6 protein-coding genes are annotated in these 23,707 nt (G+C 54.8%); 1 reads left to right on the top strand and 5 read right to left on the bottom strand.

Annotated elements, in window-relative coordinates:
* The first annotated feature begins 33 nt into the window (after positions 1-33).
* Positions 34-1,197, top strand: a complete 1,164-nt coding sequence (yhbH, locus tag MHI45_RS29025) for a sporulation protein YhbH (protein ID WP_076113309.1) — start codon at positions 34-36, stop codon at positions 1,195-1,197.
* A 193-nt stretch (positions 1,198-1,390) separates the two neighbouring features.
* On the opposite strand, the gene MHI45_RS29020 is transcribed toward yhbH, so the two are convergent.
* From MHI45_RS29020 to fabD, 5 genes are all read right to left on the bottom strand, one after another.
* Positions 1,391-1,672 (bottom strand): hypothetical protein, encoded by a 282-nt coding sequence (locus MHI45_RS29020; RefSeq protein ID WP_076113266.1) that lies wholly within the window; start codon positions 1,670-1,672, stop codon positions 1,391-1,393.
* Between the two features lie 79 nt (positions 1,673-1,751).
* On the bottom strand, positions 1,752-2,744 hold the full coding sequence (locus MHI45_RS29015; RefSeq protein WP_076113265.1) for a BtrH N-terminal domain-containing protein: 993 nt from the start codon (positions 2,742-2,744) through the stop codon (positions 1,752-1,754).
* Between the two features lie 33 nt (positions 2,745-2,777).
* Positions 2,778-6,488 carry an SDR family NAD(P)-dependent oxidoreductase gene (locus MHI45_RS29010; protein ID WP_076113264.1) on the bottom strand — a complete coding sequence of 1,237 codons (3,711 nt, stop codon included), beginning with the start codon at positions 6,486-6,488 and terminating at the stop codon, positions 2,778-2,780.
* A gap of 110 nt (positions 6,489-6,598) precedes the next feature.
* On the bottom strand, positions 6,599-22,342 hold the full coding sequence (locus MHI45_RS29005; protein ID WP_445667525.1) for an amino acid adenylation domain-containing protein: 15,744 nt from the start codon (positions 22,340-22,342) through the stop codon (positions 6,599-6,601).
* Between the two features lie 82 nt (positions 22,343-22,424).
* On the bottom strand, positions 22,425-23,681 hold the full coding sequence (gene fabD / locus MHI45_RS28995) for an ACP S-malonyltransferase (RefSeq protein ID WP_256718304.1): 1,257 nt from the start codon (positions 23,679-23,681) through the stop codon (positions 22,425-22,427).
* Positions 23,682-23,707 lie beyond the last annotated feature (26 nt).

Genomic DNA, 23,707 nt, shown 5'->3' with positions numbered 1-23,707 from the left:
GTACCGATTTATATTCCATGGGAGGTGGTCATCCTGTCGCAATCACCCGGTCCATATGCGTTTGTCGTGTCAAAAGAAGACTGGTCCCTTCACCGCAAAGGCCATCAGGATCAGGAACGTCATCAGCAGAAGGTCAGGGAAGCCATTAAGGATAATCTGCCCGACCTCGTTACCGAAGAGAACATTATCATGTCGGACGGAAAACAGATTGTAAAGGTGCCGATCCGAAGTCTGGATGAGTACCGGATTATCTATAACTTCCGCAAGCAAAAGCATGTCGGCCAAGGAGACGGGGAAAGCCAGGTTGGTGATGTGCTCGGCCGTGATTCGCAATCTGCCCAACCGGGCAAAGGTGACAAAGCCGGAGATCAGCCGGGTCAGGATACGGTTGAGGCTGAAGTGAACCTTGAGGATTTGGAGGACATTCTGTTCCAGGACCTGGAACTGCCCCACCTTGCACCGAAGGATAAGGAAGAGATCGAGGTCAAGTCCATCGTCTTCAACGATATCCGCAAAAAAGGCATGATGTCGAACATCGACAAAAAGCGCACCCTGCTGGAGAATCTGCGGCGCAACGCCAGCAACGGGAAACCCGGTATCCATAGCATCAGTCCCGACGATTTGCGCTATAAAACCTGGGATGATATTACGGTTCCTCATTCCAATGCAGTCATCATCGCCATGATGGATACCTCCGGATCTATGGGGACCTTTGAAAAATACTGCGCCCGCAGCTTCTTTTTCTGGATGACCCGCTTCCTGCGCCGGCAATATGAAAAGGTCGAAATTGTGTTTCTGGCTCATCATACGGAAGCCAAAGAGGTCAGTGAGCATGATTTCTTCACCCGGGGTGAAAGCGGGGGCACGATCTGCTCGTCAGCCTACCAGAAGGCGCTGGAGATTATCGACAGCCGGTATCCTCCGGCCAAATACAATATCTATCCTTTTCATTTCTCGGATGGCGACAATCTCACCTCGGATAATGAACGTTGCGTCAAGCTTATCGGGGAGCTGCTGAAGCGCAGCAATATGTTCGGTTACGGCGAGGTGAACCAGTACAACCGCAGCAGCACGCTGATGTCCGCCTACCGCCATCTGAAGCAGGAGCAGTTCATGCATTATGTGATTAAGGATAAGAAGGAGGTGTACCAGGCGCTCAAGACCTTTTTCGGCAAAAGAGATTTGGCGAAATCGTGATGAGCCGGATTTAGATGGAGAACTAATAAAATAATATTCTCTTCGAACCGCATCGGTCAGCATCTGCCGTGAGTGACATATCCCCTAAAATAAAAATGCAGCGCGTAGCCCAAGCGGATACGCGCTGCATTTTTATACTGCACCTAGCCCCTGAAGATCCCTTCCCTAAATACAAGCTTTTTCAGGGCTAACATTAATCATTCCTGTTTTTTGCAATAAATTCAGCAATTTGGATAAAACTCCGATCTGTTAGTATATTCAGGTCTCCTTGCAGCACCACGTTAAACTTTTTTTCAATATTAACGAGAATCATGATGAAATCAAGGGAATTAATATAATTGGACAACTCCAGGTCTCCTTCCAAGCTGGTCAGCAATCCAGTTTGACCCGATTTTCCTGCTTCTTCAGCTCTTTGCAAGAGATGAGCATTGATGATTTCAAGCAATTCCTGAGTAATCGTATCCATGGAATGCATAGTAGACGCTCCTTTGTATGGACCTAGTATGTGTTAACACCATCATCGATCTGTATAATCCCGTTCATCTGTGTACTCTTCATCGCTTCATTAAAAAGGTTTCGTAAAACTTTAATTCGGCATCGTAAATACTGCTGATTCGATCCGGCAATTCGGCGAATTGTTCAACATTAAACTGATTGGAGTATACATATTTGCCCACGATCGTTCTAATCATGCTCCACTCATTAGTAATACTCTGTAGAATGGCACTTAAAGGCTCCTGCTCCATCTGCAAAAGCTTCAGCTTGTAGCTCTCCGCTTGTTTCGCCAATATGATTGAATTCAGCTTATCGAGTTGCTGTGCAGCATAATCTATAGCTATGTGCGCTTGCTGCATCAACCTCCCATACCACAGCTCCGACACTTCCAGCAGCTGGTCTAGACCTTCTGTAATTACATTCATATTTGCCTGAATGAGTTCCTGGTATTGTTCCGCTTCGCCGGAAATCATTGAAGCAGCTTGATTCAGTCTATAAAATTCATAGTAGGAATCCAGCTTCATTTGTCCTTGATTGAATTCATGATCAAATTCAATATAAGCCCGCTCCAAATCTTCCATCCGAATTGTTTTTTTATCATAGGACAGGTTCTCCATCTGCAAATGTTCAATAATATGAAAATGGCCGGTACAATCATTATATCCATGAACTAAGATGGTGTGTGGCAAATGCTTCTTCCGAAAAGTGTCTTTGCGAATCGGCAATTCGTAACAATCAACCCATAGTACGACAGGTCTCCCCATGTCTACCGCACTCTTGATTTTGTCAACGACTGTTCCGGTAAACCGTTCCTTCTCGACTGCGATTCCAAGCCCTGCAAGAGCTTCAATAAGACCCTTATTGCTTCTGTAAGAGATTCCGCAAAGAGTGCCTTCCCCTGTCCGGGCCGTTTCATACACAAGCCAATCGTTAATCAGTAACGGCAATATACTAAGCTGAAAATGCCGTATAACCGGAAACAACGAATTATACAAGCAGCTTTGATAATAGATTTCGTTAAAAGGTTCTATCGGTTCAATGATTTTTGCCATCCCTTTTTCCCCGCTTTCACTTCAAACACGCACTCAGTCCTCAACCTTAGAATTCGAGTTTTCCAGAGTTTCCGCTATTTTCTCAAGCGTCCGGTCTTGTTCAATATTTAAATGGTCTACCGCCACACCATGCTTTTCCAGCTCAACCTCCACCCGGATAAGCAATAAGGAGTGTCCCCCCAAGTCGTAAAAATTGTCATCCACCCTCATCACATCACGTTCGAACAGTTCTCCCCAAATGCTTGCCAATAATTTCTCAAGTTCGGTGTATTCACCGGATTCTCTTCCAACCAGCTGTACGTTCTTGAAGAACGGTTGTTCCTGAATCTGACCATTCATCGCTACTTGATTTGCGTGTACAGCATTCATCTCTCCCAGAATCACTCTGGGCCGATTCGAATATAGGATTTGATCAAGTGCAGCCAGCGCAGAACGAGGTGTAATATGGCTAATATCTTTATCGCTTTCTTTGACGCCGTAATTAGCAGCCATACCGACTTCCTTCCAGGCCGGCCAATTGATAGAACAAGCCGTCATACCTAATCGGGATCGGTAGGAAGCGAATGAATCCATAAACCTGTTGGCAGCCGTGTAGTCCCCTTGACCCACTCCCCCAGTAAGCGAAGCGAGCGACGAGCACAGCACAAAAAAGTCAAGGTCATTGTCTTTCGTAAGCAAGTGTAAGTTCCATGTCCCCATTACTTTAGGAGATAAGACCGCGTCCATTTGCTCTTGGCTTCTCCTGAACAGCATCCCGTCTCCTGCGATGCCTGCAGCATGAAAAATTCCACTAATATTTCCGAAGCTGGCTCTAATCTGCTGGATCAGCACGTCCATTTGATCGAAATCGGTAACATCCGCGCTGTAAGAATGTATGGTTGAACCCAGACTCTCCATTTCTTCTATGCTTTCAATGATGCGTTTTCGTTTAGGATCATCCCCCGCTTTAATAGAGCTCCATTCTTCACGGCTCGGCAAGGGCGTCCGGCTTACAAGGGCAATGGAGATTTGCTGTTGTCTCGCCCAATGTTTGGCCACTTCTAAGCCAATCCCCCCATGTCCTCCTGTAATGACATAGACACCATTGTGGCGAATGGAAACGGCTTCGGTTGTTCCAAGATCCGCTGCCTGTAAGCTTTCTATATATCTAACGCCGTTGCGGTATGCAAATTCTGTCGCTTCTCTGATTGATGATAACATTTGCCCAATTACGGGAGGTTCAATCGTTATGTCCAAATCAAAGCTGCGAGTGTACAGGTACGGATGTTCTTGATGAATAACCTTCGCCATCCCGAGCATAGCGGCACCGATCGGATCGATCTGTGGCTCGTCCCCTGTCACGGCATTTGCAAATCGGGTAAGGACAGAAATCACTGTTTCTTGTCTTCGCTGCTTCTTGAACAATGCTTTTGATAAAGAAGCCAAGCTGTACACGCTGCGAACGAGGCGTTCCTGCAGCTCCAAGGTATGGTGCGGCAGCCGTTCTTCGAGATCAAAGGCATGGATGACATGCCCAACCTTTCCTACTTGCTCGAGCAATAAGAGGTAGTCAGAGTCATTGCCTGAAATCACGTATTCATAATCCGTTACTTTGCTGTACTGGGGTCCATAATAAACTTCAATATAATCCCGGTTTTGTCTTTCCAGCAATGTACAGATCTGGCCGCAAACCGGAGCCGTTGTTCGAAAGAAAACCGTCATCCCGTCAATGGGTTCCGGGAGTTTGTCATTAATACTTTGGGGCACCCATTTTGGCTGGTAATAACAATACTCCTCTTCATGCACGGATGTTAAAGTCTCACGTCTCTCAACAGGCTGTGTATGCTTCTCCGGAATGTTGATCCAGCATCTGCTTTTCGAATAGCTGTAGGTCGGCACACTGACTTTATTGTAAGAACGTGTCGGATATAACAGTTTCCAATTCATCTCTGTTCCTTGTGTATAAGCCTGAGCGAAATCATGAAACGTTCTTCCCGCACCGGACGAATCTTTGCTAATATTGGACAGAAGTTCTTTGACGTGCTCGGAAGCGGAACCGGATGCAGTTTCATAATTCGGCCAGGTGGCTTTGTTAGCGCTGACGTTATGGCTGCCGTAATAAATATGATGCTCTTCCATCGTAACGAATGGGGTTTTTAGAAATCGCTCCAATTGCTGAAGCAGTTCTTCTATGCTGCATGCCTTCAGCACCAAGCGGTGAGCGTAGTGGCCTCTCCCCGTATTAACTGTGTAGCAAATATCCCCGATTCTATGCTGGCCGGCAGAACTCGATAGGAAAAGTATATATCTGTTTACCATATCTAACAGGTTCGTTTGTTCCATGGCAGATAAGGTGAAAATATGATGCAAATTGTCAGGGGAAGCCTCTGTTCGTTCAGGAGCCTCCTCTAATACGACATGGCAATTCGTTCCGCTTAAACCGAACGAACTTACCCCGCATCTTCTTTTTGAACCTGGTGAACGCTCCCACTCGATTAACCGGTCTGCAATATAAACGGGCGAATTAATAAACGAAATATTAGGATTAGGTTGTTTAAAATGCAGCATCGGTGGAATTTGTTGATGCTCTAAGGCCAGCACGGCCTTAATAAAACCAGCGATTCCCGCTGCATGATCCAAATGACCGATATTCGTTTTGACAGAACCGATGGCGCAAAATTGCATCTTTGAGGTATGCTTGCGGAATGCATTGTGTATCCCTTGGATTTCGATAGGATCTCCCAGCTTTGTTGCCGTACCATGGGCTTCCAGATAGGAGATGGATTCGGGATCGATTCCCGCATCTTGCCATGCTCTTAGAATAACCCGCTCCTGTGCGGCTGGATTCGGTGCTGTTAGTCCTACCGAGCTTCCATCTTGATTCCATGCGCTGCCCTTAACGACCGCATAGATATGATCATGATCCAGCATCGCTTGATGCAGTGGTTTCAACAGAACAGCCGCAACTCCCTCTGCAGTATTTGTTCCATCCGATTCTGCATCGAATGTTCGCGTGTACCCGTCTGAGGATTCAGTTCCCATTTTGTAGTCATTCGCCTGACTGGCCGGTAACATATTGATTCTGACGCTTCCCGCTATCGCAGTATTGCATTCGCCTGCGCGAATAGAGCGGCATGCCAAATGAAGTGCAGACAAAGATGAAGAGCATGCAGTATCCACCAAACTGCTGGGGCCTTTAAAATCAAATATATAGGAAATCCTCCCGGCAATAATCGATTTTAGATTACCTGAAGTTGTCAGACCCACAAGCTCCGGAGCGGACATTTGCGCGAGTGCTTTGTATTCATTGAGCCCTTCGCTTGATAATCCGACGAATACTCCGGTTTCGCTGCCAACGAGCTCCCTCCCCCCATATCCCGCATCCTCCATGGTGGCATAGACAGTCTCCAGAAAGAGCCGTTGGTGTGGATCCATTAATTGAGCCTCAATAGCCGGCAGAGAAAAAAACTTATAATCGAACGTGTCGATGTTACCAAGATAAGTAGCTTTCTTAAATTCCTGAGGAGCAATGCCGCTTTGCTTTAGCACATCTGTAATATCTTTTTTGCGTGTTTGCGGAATTTCTTCGATTAGACTCTTCCCTTCAACCATACAATTCCAAAATTCATTTGTATTTTTTGCGCTCCCAATCTGACAGGATACACCAATCACTGCAATATCCTTACTTGAGATTTGTTCAAACTTGATATTCTCGTTCGTTGATAGCACTTCGGAAGTATCGAAGTCGACTAGTTTTTTTTTCACATTGCGCCCTCCAATTCGAAACTTACACTGATGTATAATTGGTAGAACAGAAGAGAAGGACCTTCGCTTGCCTTCTCTTCTCCTCTCTTCTCCTGTTCACTTCACGTCTCTTACAGACCGACCTTTTTTTCGCATTGTTCCAGCATTTTAGCCAATAAGCTTATGAACTGGCGAAGCAGCCTCTCTACAGACGCTTGTAAAATCCGGCCCTGGTTGTACTCACATGTCATGGACTGGACAATGCCAGCCTCTCCACAATTGAGCACGAGATCAAACTGCTTTGCAAAGCCTGACGGCAATGGGTCAGCGCCTGTAAATGCACAAAGGATTTGGCCTTCTTGCGGCTCATAAGCAGCATACTTCACCTGGTCCCAATGAAATCGCCCTTCCGTTTTCAGGTATCCGTCTACTATTGCAAAAACTTCCTCCAACTCTTCGGCTTCCCGGAACGAAACCTCAACCCGGCATACATCGCCGCCTTCTATCAAGCAAGGCAAAGTAACCGTTTCTGTATGTGCGTATTCCGACATTAAATATGCAAAAGCGGTCAACAGCACAGACATCTTTTGAATACTGTAGTGACCCGAAATGCGTTCCAAGCTTTGACTCGTTCGTTCCGAGAGCTCAAAGCGCAATACATCGCCAGGAATGTAGACTCCTTGCTCGGCCATACCTGACGTTGGGAAGGCGAGGGGGAGGTGCTTCCATGTAGATGCATGTTTTTGCACATGGACCGTTTCGATATACTGAGCCAATTGACGCACGTTCGGGTTTCCGAACAAATCCGCTACAACAAGTACGCCCGGATACTTTTGCTCTAGTTTGGAATATATATCCATAATGCGCAATGAGTTACCACCCACATGGAAGAAGTTATCCGTAACCCCGATGTCGTCTTTGTGAAGAACCTCTTGCCATACTTTCAAAATTCCAGACTCAATCTCAGTAGCAGGCGGTAGTTTTTCTTCTTGATCATGCATGGCCACATCTGGAACAGGCAGAAGTGTTCGGTTCACTTTGCCGTTATTATTGAGCGGAATATGGTCCAATTCCACAAAATAGGACGGGATCATATAGTCCGGCAGATGTCTGGACAGGTGAGCATGTATTTGGGCTACAGTCAGCGGCATGCTGCAAACCAGATAAGCGCATAGATATGCCTGCCCTTGCTCGTCCTTCCGGTCGACTACGACAGCTTCACGGATATGCCCATGCGCCTGAAGCTGCGCCTCGATCTCCCCGCACTCGATCCGGTAGCCGCGGATCTTCACTTGATGGTCGGTCCTGCCCAGGTACTCCAGGTTGCCGTCCGGCAGCCATCTCGCCAAATCCCCGGTCCGGTACATCCGCATCCCCGGCTCGAACGGGTTGTCTACGAACTTCTCCGCTGTCAGGTCCGGCCGGTTCAGATAGCCCCGGGCCACGCCGGCTCCCGTGAGACAGATTTCGCCCGGCACACCCATGGGCAGTAACCGGCCTTCCTGATCCAGAATATACACCCGCACATTGGACACCGGTTTACCGATCGGAACGATTCCCATCTCTTCTTCCGCCTCGTCTGCCGGCCACATCGTGGCGCACACCGTCGTTTCCGTCGGCCCGTACGCATTGATTAAGTTGACGTAAGGACTCCACTTCCGCACCACCTCCTGCGGACAGGCCGAGCCCGCCGTGATGACCGTTCTCAACGGGCGGACCTGCTCCGGATGCATCCGTGTTAAGTACGCCGGCGGCAGAGTGATTACTGTAATGCCGTTTTCCCGGATGTACTGCTCGAACTCCCCGAGGTGATGGATCACTTCCACCGGCACTATATGCAGTTGCGCCCCGCTGCACAGGCTCATCACGATTTCCGATAGAGAGGCATCGAACGAGAGCGATGCAAATTGGAGAATCCGGTCATCTCCGGTAATCTGCAGCGTACGTTGAAACATGGACGTCAAGTTGGCCACACTCCGGTGCTCGGCCATCACTCCTTTGGGCCGCCCCGTCGAGCCTGAAGTGTAGATGACGTATGCCAGGTTCTCCGGCCCGCTGACCGCTTCTAAATTGCAGCCATCGATACTGCTGCTTTCACCGACAGACATTGTACCGGTCGCAGCGGTTTCGGCCTTTGCTATCGTCAGTCCCAGCTTCGCTCCCGCAAAGGCAGTTTCCGCCAGCAGCGCCTCATCGCCTATCAGCCACTGACTGCCGCTGTCCTCCAGCATGTATTGGATGCGCTCTGCCGGATAGGCCGGATCGATCGGCAAGTACGCCCCGCCGGCTTTCAGGATGCCGAGCACCCCGACGATCATCTCCACCGAGCGTTCCATCAGGATCGCCACGATGTGGTCCGGCCCCATACCTTGCCCGCACAGCGTCCACGCCAGCTGATTCGCCCGCGCATTCAGCTCCGTATAGGTGAGCTGCTGTTCCCCGTACACGGCCGCCACCGCATGCGGCGTCTTCTTCACCTGTTCCTCGAACAGACCGTGAATTGTCGCTTCCCGCGGATACTCCGCCGCCGTGTCGTTGAACCCGTGCAGCAGCTGTTGCTTCTCCTCTGGCGTGACAAGCTCATACGAGCCGATGCTTGCCTCCGGCTGCCCGGTGATTTGCGACAAGAGCTGCATGAAGTGCATCAGGTACCGCCCTGCCGTCTCCTCGTTGAACAGCGCGCAGCTGTATTCCAGCATCAGTTGAAGTCCTTGATCACTCTCCGCAACGTTCAGCGTTAAGTCAAACTTCGTCGCCAGGTGATTTAGCTCGACCGGACGAACGTCAACATCCGCCAGGGTAAAGCGCGCCTGCTCCATGTTCTGCAGCACCAGCATCGTGTCAAACAGCGGGTTGCGGCTCCTATCGCGCCGCACGTTCAGCTTCTCTACCAGTTCCTCGAACGGATAGTCCTGATGCTCGAACGCCACCAGCGTCCGCTCCTTCACCTCGCGCACGAAGTCCATAAACCGCTTCTCCCCGGACGGGGCGTTGCGCAGCGCCAGCGTGTTCACGAACATTCCGATCATCGGCTCCGTATCACCATGCGTCCGCCCCGACACCGGCGTCCCGACCACGATGTCGGTCTGCCCCGTGTACTTGTGCAGCCACACGTTATAGGCGGCCAGCAGTACCATGTACAGCGTGGCTCCGGTCTCTGCCGCGATTCGTTTTAGGGCCTCTGCCGTCTCGGCGTTCACTTCGGTGTATACCCGTCCGCCTTCACTGCTTGGCACCGCTGGACGCCTCCGGTCGGCCGGCAGCTCCAGCACCGGTGCTTCCTCCGCATAGACCGACAGCCAGTACGCCTCATGCCCTTGCATCCGCTCCACCCCGAGCGTACCCTGCTGCCAGACCGCGTAGTCCTTGTACTGAATCCGCAGCGGCGTCAGCTCCTCACCGGCATACGCCGCCATGAAGTCCGACACCAGAAGGTTCATCGACACGCCGTCCGACACGATATGATGCATATCCCACACCAGCCAATGGCGCTCCTCCGCCAGCCGCAGCAGCCCGGTCCGCAGCAGCCCGGTCCGCAGCAGCGGCGCCTGACTCAGTTCGAACGGCCGTACGAAGCTCCGGGTGAGTTCCCGCGCCTGCGCTTCATCTGCATCCCGGCATACCCATTCCAACGCCACGTCTTCGTGCACCTGTTGCCGCGGTTCGCCGTCGATCCACGTGAACGACGTGCGTAGCGATTCGTGACGGGCGATAACCGAACGAACCGCTTGTTCCAGCCGATCCGCATCAATTTTCCCTGTTAGCTCCACGACTCCCGGCATGTTGTAGCGCGTGCTCTCCGGCTCCACCTCATGCAGCACGTATAGCCGCCGCTGCGCCGAAGACAGCGGATAATCCTTGCCCGGTTTCGCCGGTTCGATGGCGCTGTATGCCATCTTCGACATCCCCTCGATCTTCCGCGCCTGCTCCTTGATCGTCGGCAGTCGGAATACGTCCTGCAGCGTCAGCTCTACGTTCATCGTCTTCTGGATTTTGGACACCAGCGTGGTTGCCCGCAGCGAATGCCCACCAATCGCAAAAAAGTCGTCGCGCATCCCGATGTTCTCTACGCCAAGCACGTCCTGCCAAATCCCAAGCAGCTTCCGTTCCGTCTCGGTACTCGCTGCCTCATACCGTTCTTCCGAATGCATTCTGGCATCCGGCTCTGGCAACGCTTTACGGTTCAGCTTGCCGTTAGGGGTCAGCGGCAAGCGCTCCATCGGCATCATGTATCCCGGTATCATATAGGACGGCAGTGCCCGCCCGAGGTGCTCCCGAATCTCCGCCGAAGCCGTCTCCTCCTGCAGCACCATGTACGCGCACAAGTATTTCCCGCCGGCCGCATCCTCACGGGCGATCACCACTGCTTCGCGGACCGCCTCATGCTTCAGCAACTGGTTCTCGATTTCTCCCAGTTCCACCCGGTAGCCGCGGATCTTCACCTGGTAATCTTGGCGCCCCAGAAATTCCATATTGCCGTCCGGCAGCATGCGCCCCATGTCTCCCGTCCGGTACATCCGCCCCTGCGGCACAAACGGATTGGCCATAAACGATGCGCTGGTCTTCGCCGGATCGTTCAAATAGCCTCTGGCTACGCCCACTCCCCCGATATACAGCTCGCCGGCCACCCCGTACGGCACCGGATGCCGACCTGCGTCCAGAATATAGAAGGTATTGTTCGCCAGCGGCTTTCCGTACGGAATGCCCGTTTGATCCGCCGTAACTTCCTGGATCGGATAGTAGTTAGACCATACGGTGGCTTCCGTCGCACCCCCAAGTCCTATCACTTGGACGTTCGGGAAGTATGCCTTCGCGCGTTCCGCCAAATCGACCGGAATCCAGTCCCCGCTCACCAGCGCCAGCCGTAAAGCCTTCTGGCTGATCGCCTCCTCCTGTTCCTCTAGGCCATGCAGCACATGATTCAGCGTCGTCGGCACCGAGTCCCAAATCGTAATGGCTTCCTCTTCCAGCAACTGCTGCATCTGCTTAGGATCCTGCACCTGCTCCCGGCTTGCAATCACAATCTGGGCACCTGCCGCCAGCGGTCCGAAAATGTCATACACCGACAAGTCGAAGCACATCGACGTGATGAACAACAGCCGGTCTTCCTCATGCACGCCACATTCCTGATTGACCCAGCTGACCAGGTTCACGGCCGAATGATGCTCAATCATGACGCCCTTCGGCTCTCCGGTTGAGCCAGAGGTGTAAATAATGTACGCCAACTCGTGCGAATCTTTGGCAAGGCGAAGCGCCTCACTGGAATGCTCAATCAGCGAAGGGTCCCGGCTGTCGACGAATAGCACAGGCGCTTCTGCATACGCCTGATCGACGACAACGACGCTTACTCCCGCATGGCTGATCATATGTGCGATCCGGCTTTGCGGGTAGTCCGGATCCATCGGTACATACGCCGCGCCGGCTTTCAGAATCGCCAGCATACCGATGATCATCTCAAAACCCCGCCCGGTCATCAGCCCGACATGATCATTGAGTTTCACCCCCTGGGCCCGCAGCCGCCGCGCCAACCGGTTCGACCGCTCGTCCAGCTCCCGGTAGGTCAATGGCTGGCCGTTCCAGTTTAAAGCGGTCCGCCCGGGTGTCCTCGCCGCTTGTTCCTCGAACAGTTGGTGCAGCGTCTTCTCTGCTGCGTACGGCATATCCGTCCGGTTCCATTCGTACACGATCGCTTGCCGTTCCGCAGTCGCCATCAGGCGCTCTACCGACAAGATATCGGTCTCCTCGTCACATAGGGCCTCAAGGATTCGTTCGTACCAAACGAACGCCGTTTCGATCTCCTGATCCTCAAAATAAGCTGGCGCATATTTGATCTGCATGTTCAGCCTGTTAAAGTATTGCGATACTTCCAGATCAAACCACGTATTCGTCATTTCGTTTGCTTCCAAGCTCAGCGCCGCCATCTCCGATGCCAACTCTTGCCCCGGCCCCATCTCCTCCAGCACATGGAAATCCGTATAGTTAAATAGCGTATCGAAGATCGGGTTGACGGACGGGCTCGACACTTCACCAATTGCCTGGGCAATGTCGGCCAGAAACAGTTCATGCGCCTTCATTTGCCCAAGCTGCCGTTTTGTACGGTTCACCAGTTCCCGCTTGGACACTTCGCGCGCTAGCCCCATGCGGATCGGCACCGTATTGAGGAAGCAGCCTAATACTTTGTCTGCATCTTCGATGGCCGGCCGGTCGTGGCTGACCACGCCCGTGACAATCTCTTCCTCCGTCGTCAGGATGCCCAGCAAATACACGTGCGCGCTCAAGCACAGCTCCTTGACGGTACAACCGTGCCGCTTCGCCTGCCGCTTCAAGGCTCCCAGCAGCGTGCTGCTCAGTGGCCTGCGGTAAATTTTGCTGGCCGCTCCGCGGTCCCTCTTCTTGCCCGCGTAGTTAAACGGCAGCTTGTTGCGGGTATACCCCGCCAATTCGCGGATCCAATACTGCCGGCTCTCCTCGTCACTCTCCCGGAACCGGTTGATGGCCACATAATCCTTGTAATTGCTATCCAGCGGCTTGACCTCCGCCGGCTCTCCCTGCAGCAGCTGCTGATAAATGCCTGCAAACTCCTGCTGAAAGGACGCCACGCTCCATCCGTCCAGAATCGCATGGTGGAACGTAAACACCATGCAATAATCGTAGCGTACGTTCAGCCGGAACAAACGAACTCGCCACAGCACCTCGCCGTCGAACCGGAACAAGTTGCGCTGGTCCTGATCGATATGCGCACGGATGACGCGCTCCTGCTCCTCCCGGCTAAGTGAGGAGACATCTTCCACCGAAAACTCTGGCACGATCCGGTCGTGCACAAGCTGGACCTCTTCCTCGAAATGCGTGAGATCGAAGGTGGTACGCAGAATCGGATGCTTGTCGGATAACCGCTGCAGCGCTTCTGCGAACTGTTCTACCGAAACGATTTTGAAATGATATAAGAACTGATCGTGGTAAATCGGCTCCTCCGGCCGCAATCTTGAGTAGAACACCATGCTCTGTTGAATTTTGCTAAGCGGATACACGTCCTCGTAATCCTCTGGCAGGTGCTTCGCCTGCTCGGAATCCTCCATGATGCGCCGCTTCATCTGCTCCAGCATCTCCCGCCCCGACTCCAGCTGCCGGTTCGGCTTGTGCTCCTGCGCCAAAAGCTCAGCCAACTCTCCGATGGTCTGATGCAGGTACACATCTTTTAACGGGAGGGCCGCCTCCATGTCGCGATTCATCCGGCTGACGAGGCGGATCGCCTTGATCGAGTCGCCGCCCAGCACAAAGAAGTTATCGTGGACGCCGACCTGCTCCGCTCCCAGCACTTCCTGCCAAATCTCCGCCAGTTGCCGCTGCGTCGGCGTGCTTGGCGCTTCGTAGACGCTGCCGGTATGCGCCGATTCCGGCGCCGGCAGCGCCTTGCGCTCCACCTTGCCGTTAGAGTTCAGCGGCAGCTTCTCCAGCTCCACAAAATAAGACGGAATCATGTATTCCGGCAGCTGTACCGCCAGGTGCGCCCGTAGTTCTACAACCGGAACAGCTTCGTCACTCACGAGATACGCGCACAAGTATGCCTGCCCTTGCTCGTCCTCGCGGGCCATGACCACCGCTTCGCGGATCTGCGCATGCGCCAGAAGCCGCACCTCGATCTCCCCGCACTCGATCCGGTAGCCGCGGATCTTCACTTGGTGGTCGATCCGGCCCAGGTACTCCAGGTTGCCGTCCGGCAGCCATCTCGCCAAATCGCCGGTCCGGTACATCCGCGTCCCCGGCTCGAACGGGTTGTCTACGAATTTCTCCGCCGTCAATTCCGGCCGGTTTAAATAACCCCGTGCCAGTCCGTCGCCCGTGATGCACAGCTCCCCCGCGACGCCCATCGGCTGCAGTTGCTGCCCTTCGCCGAGAATATAGGCCCGCAGCGTCGGGAGCGGCTTGCCGATGTTGCTGATGCCGTTTGTGATCTCCGCCTCTCCAAGCTTCTTGTACGTCACGTGCACGGTCGTTTCCGTGATCCCGTACATGTTGATCAATTCCGTATGGGGATACTTCCGCTGCCATGCCCGCAACTGGACCGGCGCCAGCGCTTCTCCGCCAAAGATCACGGCTCGCACGCACAGCTCCGCGTCCGCCTCTTCCATTTCCCGCTCTGACAACGCATAAAACGCGCTCGGCGTCTGATTCAACACCGTCACCCGCTCCTGCCGCAGCAGCCGCACCATCTGCTCCGGGTCCCTCGCCGTCATCAGCGGCACAACCACCAGCTTGCCTCCATAAAGCAGCGCTCCGTACATTTCCCATACCGAAAAATCGAAGCAATACGAGTGGAACAACGTCCACACGTCCCGCTCGTTGAAATCAAACGTCATGCGGTCGTTGAACAACAGCCGCACCACGTTCCGGTGCGTAATCATCGTCCCTTTCGGCTTTCCGGTCGTCCCTGAGGTATAGATCACGTAGGCCAGATGCTCCGGCTTCGTCGCCTGCGGCGGATTCTCCGCCGGCATCAGCTCCGTTTCTAAGGCATATACCCGGCATCCCGCAAACGGAAGCGCCGGTGTCCGAAGCTCGACGTCACGGGTCGTCACCAGCCACTCCGCTCCGCTGTCCGCCAGCGTATAGGCGATTCGCTCAGCCGGATAATCCGGATCGATCGGCAAGTACGCCCCGCCGGCCTTCAGGATGCCGAGCATCCCGACGAGCATCTCCACCGAGCGATCCATCAGGATCGCCACGATACGGTCCGGCCCCACACCTTGCCCGCGCAGCGTCCACGCCAGCTGGTTCGCCCGCGCGTTCAGCTCCGCATAGGTCAGCTGCTGATCCCCGTACACGGCCGCCACCGCATCCGGCGTCTTCTCCACCTGGGCTTCGAACAAACCGTGGATCGTCGCTTCCTGCGGATACTCCGCCGCCGTGTCGTTGAACGTATGCAGCAGTTGTTGCTTTTCCTCCGCCGTGACAAGCGATATCGAGCCAATCCTTGCTTCCGGCTGCCCGGTGATTTGCGACAAGAGCTGCACAAAGTGCATCAGGTACCGCCCGGCTGTCTCCCCGTTGAACAGTGCACAGCTGTATTCCAGCAACAGCTGAAGTCCTTGATCACCCTCCGCGACGTTTAGCGTCAGATCGAACTTCGTCGCCCGGTGGTTCAGCTCGACCGGACGAACGTCAACATCCGCCAGGCCAAATCGCGCCTGCTCCATGTTCTGCAGCACCAGCATCGTGTCAAACAAGGGGTTATGGCTCATATCGCGCCGTACGTTCAGCTTCTCTACCAGTTCCTCGAACGGATAGTCCTGATGCTCAAACGCCGCCAGCGTCCGCTCCTTCACCTCACGCACGAAGTCCATAAACCGCTTCTCCCCGGACGGGGCGTTGCGCAGCGCCAGCGTGTTCACGAACATTCCGATCATCGGCTCCGTATCCCCATGCGTCCGTCCCGACACCGGCGTCCCGACCACAATGTCGCTTTGCCCTGTGTACTTGTGCAGCCACACGTTATAGGCGGCCAGCAGCACCATGTACAGCGTGGCTCCGGTCTCTGCCGCGATTCGTTTTAGGGCCTCTGCCGTCTCGGCGTTCACTTCGGTGTATACCCGTCCGCCTTCACTGCTTAACACCGCCGGACGCGTCCGGTCGGCCGGCAGCTCCAGCACCGGCGCTTCCTCCGCATAGGCCGACAGCCAGTATGCCTCATGCGCCTCCATCCGCTCGACCCCAAGCGTACCCTGCTGCCAGACCGCGTAGTCCTTGTACTGGATCCGCAGCGGCGCCAGCTCCTCGCCGGCATACGCCGCCATGAAGTCCGACACCAGAAGGTTCATCGACACGCCGTCCGACACGATATGGTGCATGTCCCACACCAGCCAATGGCGCTCCTCCGCCAGCCGCAACAGTTCGATGCGCAGCAGCGGCGCCTGATCCAACGCGAACGGCCGCACGAAGTTCCGGACGAGCTCCCGGGCTTGCACTTCATCTGCATCCCGGCATACCCATTCAAACGCCACGTCTTCGTGCACCTGTTGTCTCGGTTCGCCGTCGATCCACGTGAACGACGTGCGCAGCGATTCGTGACGGGCGATAACCGAGCAAATCGCTTCCTCCAGCCGATCCGCATCCACCTGCCCTGTTAGCTCCATAACCCCCGGCATGTTGTAGCGCGTGCTCTCCGGCTCCACCTCATGCAGCACGTATAGCCGCCGCTGCGCCGAAGACAGCGGGTACGATGCCTGCGCCTCTGCCGGCTCGATCCGGCCGTAGCCGCTTTCCTCCGTGCTGCGCACATAGACCGCCAACGCCTTCACCGTCGGGCGTGCGAACAGCTCCCGCAGCGGCAGCTCCACCGCCAGCTGCTGATGAATGCGCGACACCAGCGTCATCGCTTTCAGCGAGTGACCGCCGCGCTCAAAGAACGAATCGCCGATGCCGACTTCGTTTACCCCCAGCACCTCTGCGAACAACTCCGCCAATTGCGTCTCCAGTGCATCCCGCGGCGCTTCATAGCCTTCGCTGTACGCCTCCCGGTCCGGCGCCGGCAGTGCCTTCCGGTCCACCTTGCCGTTAGAGTTCAGCGGCAGCTTCTCCAGCTCCACAAAGTAGGACGGGATCATGTAATCCGGCAGCTGTGCCGCCAGATGCGCCCGCAGCTCCGGTACCGGAACGGATTCGTCGCTTACAAGATATGCGCACAAGTATGCCTGCCCTTGCTCGTCCTCGCAGGCCATGACCACCGCTTCGCGGATCTGCGCATGCGCCATGAGCTGCATCTCGATCTCCCCGCACTCGATCCGGTAGCCGCGGATCTTCACTTGATGGTCGATCCGGCCCAGGTACTCCAGATTGCCGTCCGGCAGCCATCTCGCCAAATCGCCGGTCCGGTACATCCGTGTCCCCGGCTCGAACGGGTTGTCTACGAATTTCTCCGCCGTCAGCTCCGGCCGGTTGAAGTAACCCCGTGCCAGTCCGTCCCCCGCGATGCACAGCTCCCCCGCGACGCCTATCGGCTGCAGCTGCCGGTTGTCACTTACAATGTACAGCTGCGTATTGGCGATCGGTCCCCCGACGGTCACTGTCTGGTCGACGGTCGCTTCCCGCACCGCTGACCAAATCGTCGTCTCCGTCGGACCGTACATATTGAACAGCGCGGCCTTCGATTTGCTTTGCAAATCAGCCAGCAGATCGTCCGTCCATGCCTCCCCGCCGACTAGTATTTCCGTTACGCCTTCAAGCCACGCCACGCAGCCCGCCGACAACAGCATCTTCAGCCGCGACGGCGTCATCTGCACCATGCCAATGCGCTGGCGTTCGATCAGCACCGCCAGCTGCTGAGGGTCCTTCTGCTGTTCTTCGCTCGCTGCCACGACCCGCATGCCTTGCGTCAACGCTAGCAGCGTCTCCACCACCGAGATGTCGAATGACAGTGTGGTCGCAAATAAAATCGACTTCGCCGGAGCGAATGGAATCACTCTCGTCATCCCTGTGATGAAGTTAACCACCGAGCGATGCTCAATCATGACCCCTTTGGGGTTTCCTGTTGTCCCCGAGGTATAGATCACATACGCCAACTCGCCCGACGTTGCGTGAAGTGCGAAATTCACCCCGGCCGGTGCTTGCCCGGCTTCCGCCAGGTCCAGCACCGTGCCCTCAAATCCGCATGGATCCAGGCCAGGCTGAATCAGCAGTACCCCCGCGCCGCTGTCCCCGAGCATATACCGGATGCGTTCGGCCGGCAGCGCCGGATCGATCGGCAAGTACACCCCGCCGGCCTTCAGGATGCCGAGCACCCCGACGAGCATCTCCACCGAGCGATCCATCAGGATCGCCACGATACGGTCCGGCCCCACACCTTGCCCGCGCAGCGTCCACGCCAGCTGATTCGCCTGCGCATTCAGCTCCGCATAGGTCAGCTGCTGATCCCCGTACACTACCGCCACCGCATGCGGCGTCTTCTCCACCTGCTCTTCGAACAGACCGTGGATCGTCGCTTCCCACGGATACTCCGCTGCCGTGTCGTTGAACCCGTGCAGCAGCTGTTGCTTCTCCTCTGGCGTGACAAGCTCATACGACCCAATGCTTGCTTCCGGCTGCCCGGTGATTTGCGACAAGAGCTGCACAAAGTGCATCAGGTACCGCCCGGCTGTCTCCTCGTTGAACAGTGCGCAGCTGTATTCCAGCAACAGCTGAAGTCCTTGCTCACTCTCCGCGACGTTTAGCGTCAGATCGAACTTCGTCGCCCGGTGGTTCAGCTCGACCGGACGAACGTCAACATCCGCCAGGGTAAAGCGCGCCTGCTCCATGTTCTGCAGTACCAGCATCGTGTCAAACATGGGGTTGCGGCTCATATCGCGCCGTACGTTCAGCTTCTCTACCAGTTCCTCGAACGGATAGTCCTGATGCTCAAACGCCGCCAGCGTCCGCTCCTTCACTTCGCGCAAAAAGTCCATAAACCGCTTCTCCCCGGACGGGGCGTTGCGCAGCGCCAGCGTATTCACAAACATCCCGATCATCGGCTCCGTATCTGCATGCGTCCGCCCCGACACCGGCGTGCCAACCACGATGTCGGTCTGCCCCGTGTACTTGTGCAGCCACACGTTATAGGCAGCCAGCAGCACCATGTACAGCGTGGCTCCGGTCTCTGCGGCAATCTGCTTCAGCCCCTCGGCTACGTCCGCGCTGATCTGCGCATGAACCTGCCCGCCTTCACTGCTTGGCACCGCCGGACGCGTCCGGTCAGCCGGCAGCTCCAGCACCGGCGCTTCCTCCGCATAGACCGACAGCCAGTACGCCTCATGCCCTTGCATCCGCTCCACCCCGAGCGTGCTCTGCTGCCAGACCGCGTAATCCTTGTACTGGATCCGCAGCGGCGCCAGCTCCCCGCCAGCATACGCCGCCATGAAGTCTGACACCAGAAGGTTCATCGACACGCCGTCCGAGACGATATGATGCATGTCCCACACCAGCCAATGGCGCTCCTCCGCCAGTCGCAGCAGCCCGGCCCGCAGCAGCGGCGCCTGACCCAGTGCGAACGGTTGCACAAAATTCCGGATGAGTTCCGGGGCTTGCCCTTCATCTGCATCCCGGCATACCCATTCAAACACCACGTCTTCGTGTACCTGTTGTCTCGGTTCGCCGTCGATCCACGTGAACGACGTGCGCAGCGATTCGTGACGGGCGATAACCGAGCAAATCGCTTCCTCCAGCCGATCCGCATCCACCTGCCCTGTTAGCTCCATAACCCCCGGCATGTTGTAGCGCGTGCTCTCCGGCTCCACCTCATGCAGCACGTATAGCCGCCGCTGCGCCGAAGACAGCGGGTACGATGCCTGCGCCGCTGCCGGCTCGATCCGGCCGTAGCCGCTTTCCTCCGTGCTGCGCACATAGACCGCCAACGCCTTCACCGTCGGGCGTGCGAACAGCTCCCGCAGCGGCAGCTCCACCGCCAGCTGCTGATGAATGCGCGACACCAGCGTCATCGCTTTCAGCGAGTGACCGCCGCGCTCAAAGAACGAATCGCCGATGCCGACTTCGTTTACCCCCAGCACCTCTGCGAACAGCTCCGCCAATTGCGTCTCCAGCGCATCCCGCGGCGCTTCATAGCCTTCGCTGTACGCCTCCCGGTCCGGCTCCGGCAGCGCCTTGCGGTCGACTTTGCCGTTAGGGGTCAGCGGCAGCTTCTCCAGCTCCACAAAGTAGGACGGGATCATGTAATCCGGCAGCTGTGTTGCCAGTTGCGCCCGCAGCTCCGGTACCGGAACCGCTTCTTCACTTACGAGATACGCGCACAAGTATGCCTGCCCTTGCTCATCCTCGCGGGCCATGACCACCGCTTCGCGGATCTGCGCATGCGCCATGAGATGCGCCTCGATCTCCCCGCACTCGATCCGGTAGCCGCGGATCTTCACTTGGTGGTCGATCCGGCCCAGGTACTCCAGGTTGCCGTCCGGCAGCCATCTCGCCAAATCGCCGGTCCGGTACATCCGCGTCCCCGGCTCGAACGGGTTGTCTACGAATTTCTCCGCCGTCAATTCCGGCCGGTTTAAATAACCCCGTGCCAGTCCGTCGCCCGTGATGCACAGCTCCCCCGCGACGCCCATCGGCTGCAGTTGCTGCCCTTCGCCGAGAATATAGGCCCGCAGCGTCGGGAGCGGCTTGCCGATGTTGCTGATGCCGTTTGTGATCTCCGCCTCTCCAAGCTTCTTGTACGTCACGTGCACGGTCGTTTCCGTGATCCCGTACATGTTGATCAATTCCGTATGGGGATACTTCCGCTGCCATGCCCGCAACTGGACCGGCGCCAGCGCTTCTCCGCCAAAGATCACGGCTCGCACGCACAGCTCCGCGTCCGCCTCTTCCATTTCCCGCTCTGACAACGCATAAAACGCGCTCGGCGTCTGATTCAACACCGTCACCCGCTCCTGCCGCAGCAGCCGCACCATCTGCTCCGGGTCCCTCGCCGTCATCAGCGGCACAACCACCAGCTTGCCTCCATAAAGCAGCGCTCCGTACATTTCCCATACCGAAAAATCGAAGCAATACGAGTGGAACAACGTCCACACGTCCCGTTCGTTGAAATCAAACGCCATGCGGTCGTTGAACAACAGCCGTACCACGTTCCGATGCGTAATCATCGTCCCTTTCGGCTTTCCGGTCGTCCCTGAGGTATAGATCACGTAGGCCAGATGCTCCGGCTTCGTCGCCTGCGGCGGATTCTCCGCGGGCATCGGCTCCGTTTCTAAGGCATATACCCGGCATCCCGCGAACGGAAGCGCCGGCGTCCGAAGCTCGACGTCACGGGTCGTCACCAGCCACTCCGCTCCGCTGTCCGCCAGCGTATAGGCGATTCGCTCAGCCGGATAATCCGGATCGATCGGCAAGTACGCCCCGCCGGCCTTCAGGATGCCGAGCATCCCGACGAGCATCTCCACCGAGCGATCCATCAGGATCGCCACGATACGGTCCGGCCCCACACCTTGCCCGCGCAGCGTCCACGCCAGCTGGTTCGCCCGCGCATTCAGCTCCGCATAGGTCAGCTGCTGATCCCCGTACACGGCCGCCACCGCATCCGGCGTCTTCTCCACCTGCTTTTCGAACAGACCGTGGATCGTCGCTTCCCGCGGATACTCCGCCGCCGTGTCGTTGAACGCATGCAGCAGCTCTTGCTTCTCCTGATCCGAAACCATATCGATCTGAGCAAGCGGCGTATTTATCTGTTCCATTATTAAATCAAGGAAGTAAGCGAGCTGCTGCTTCAACCTGATCAGGCTCTCATGAGCATAGCGACTTGCATCATAATGCATTACAAATGAAAGTGTGTCGTCCTTCTTTTGAAAAGATATGTGTATGAGACATTCAGAGAGGATAGGGTCAATCGTTTGGTGAATGCTGTTAAGTGAGACAATCGTACCGAAACGCAATAACTCGTTACGGTTCATAGGCAGCCCGGTTTTCTCGGCTATGTAAGGATGGGGAAATTTCTGATGTTTGGCGGCTTCCGTTAAGCCATTGCGCACCTGGATTAGCACGTCCCTGAAAGTACTCTCAGAGCGGATTTGGATTCGAATCGGCAATACAGCCGAAGCAACTTCTTCGCTTCCTTTTTTTTTCAGTGGAGGCATACCTACTAATAAATCCGTAAGATTCAGATACCGGGAAAGAAACAACAGCGTTCCGGACATTAAGACCATGAACATTGCCTGTTCCGAGTTTTTAGATAGCGACTCTACACGATGTAAGGTCTCATTCGAAAGTTGCTGCTCAACCTGTCGGAACGACTGGCCGGCTATAACGCTTTCTCTGCCTAGAGAGAGGGTTGTTGGTGCGGGAGATTCCGCAAGCTGTTCAAGCCAATAATCAACGGCCTCCGAGTATTTACCACTAGAAGCCATAAGCCTAACGGTTAAAGAATCCATTTTTGAACCTCCAATACATTGAGTAGCTTTGCGTTCGATCTATATCTCTACCAGTCAGTCAAAACATCAGCAGTCCTTGAAATAAACCGGGCATACCTGTTTCGTTAATCGCCTGTTCCAAACGTAATTTCAGCTCATCGACAGGCAGCTTCTTGCCTTTAAGAATAGTCCCAAGTAGATGTAGGACTTTCTCTGTCTGCTCTAATGTTGGTTCTTTTCCGGAAACAGTTATTTCTTCCTTCATTCTCTGGATCATCTTATACGGCCCGATCACATTTCTTTGATATTCATCCGCATTTGAATTGTGATTTTTGGTGCATACGGCAATAGATAAGCATTTATCCATCAGATTACCCGTGCTTCTTAGGTGATTTCTCTCCGAATCACCCCTCAGGTTGTCAAGACAATCTTGCATTGTCGAATGGATGGAATCTGTTGCATATACCTTCGCTTCTGGAAAACGTTCCTTCAAAAGCGGCCCTAGAGTTTCACGAGGCCCCGTCTCGATAAATGCTTGAACGGGCAGAGTTGCCATCCTGTTCATGCAAGCCGTCCACAAAACCGGGTTCATTAATTGGTCAGTGAGCAACGGAATAATATCCTGTTCACTTTTGTAAAAATCCCCCGTAACATTCGAGACAACTGGATGCTGCAAAGGATGAAGTGTAAGTCCGTCCAAGAATTCGCGAAACGGAGCTAAGGCCGGTTCCATGAGTGGACTGTGAAAGGGCGCGCTGACTTTTAACGGTATCACTTGCGCACCTGCATGTTTCATGGAAATCGCTGCTTCTTCCACTGCGCCCTTTACCCCTGATATTACAGTTTGTTTGCTGGCATTATAGTTAGATGGCACGACGGTCCCTATATTTAGCGAAATCTCCCTGCATATCTCCTTCACTTGCTCTGATGAAAGTCCAACCACGGCATACATCGAACCCCGGCCCTCCGGCACCGCTTCCTGCATATATTTCCCTCTGGCATGCACAAGCTTGACGGCGTCGGCAAACGATATAGCTTCCGCTGCACATAACGCCGATATCTCTCCAAGGCTATGCCCCGCAAGGACGGGTTGCACAATTTCAACCTCTTGAAGTATTATGCGATAGGCAATCAAACTTACAGTTAAAATTGCGGGTTGGGCGATTTCCGTCTTTCTAAGTATTTGAGTGCTTCCCTCGAAACATATTTTTTTAAGATCGAAACCAAGAGCATCGTTGGCCATCTCGAATAATTCCCGTGCGATAGGATACGCTGAATGCCATGCTTGACCCATCCCGACATATTGCGAGCCTTGGCCAGGGAATACAAATGCCATTTTATACAAATACAACACCTCACTAT

It is taken from the genome of Paenibacillus sp. FSL H3-0321 (assembly GCF_038002865.1).
Taxonomy (GTDB): Bacteria; Bacillota; Bacilli; order Paenibacillales; family Paenibacillaceae; genus Paenibacillus_AQ.
This window is presented reverse-complemented; position numbering and strand designations above follow the sequence as displayed.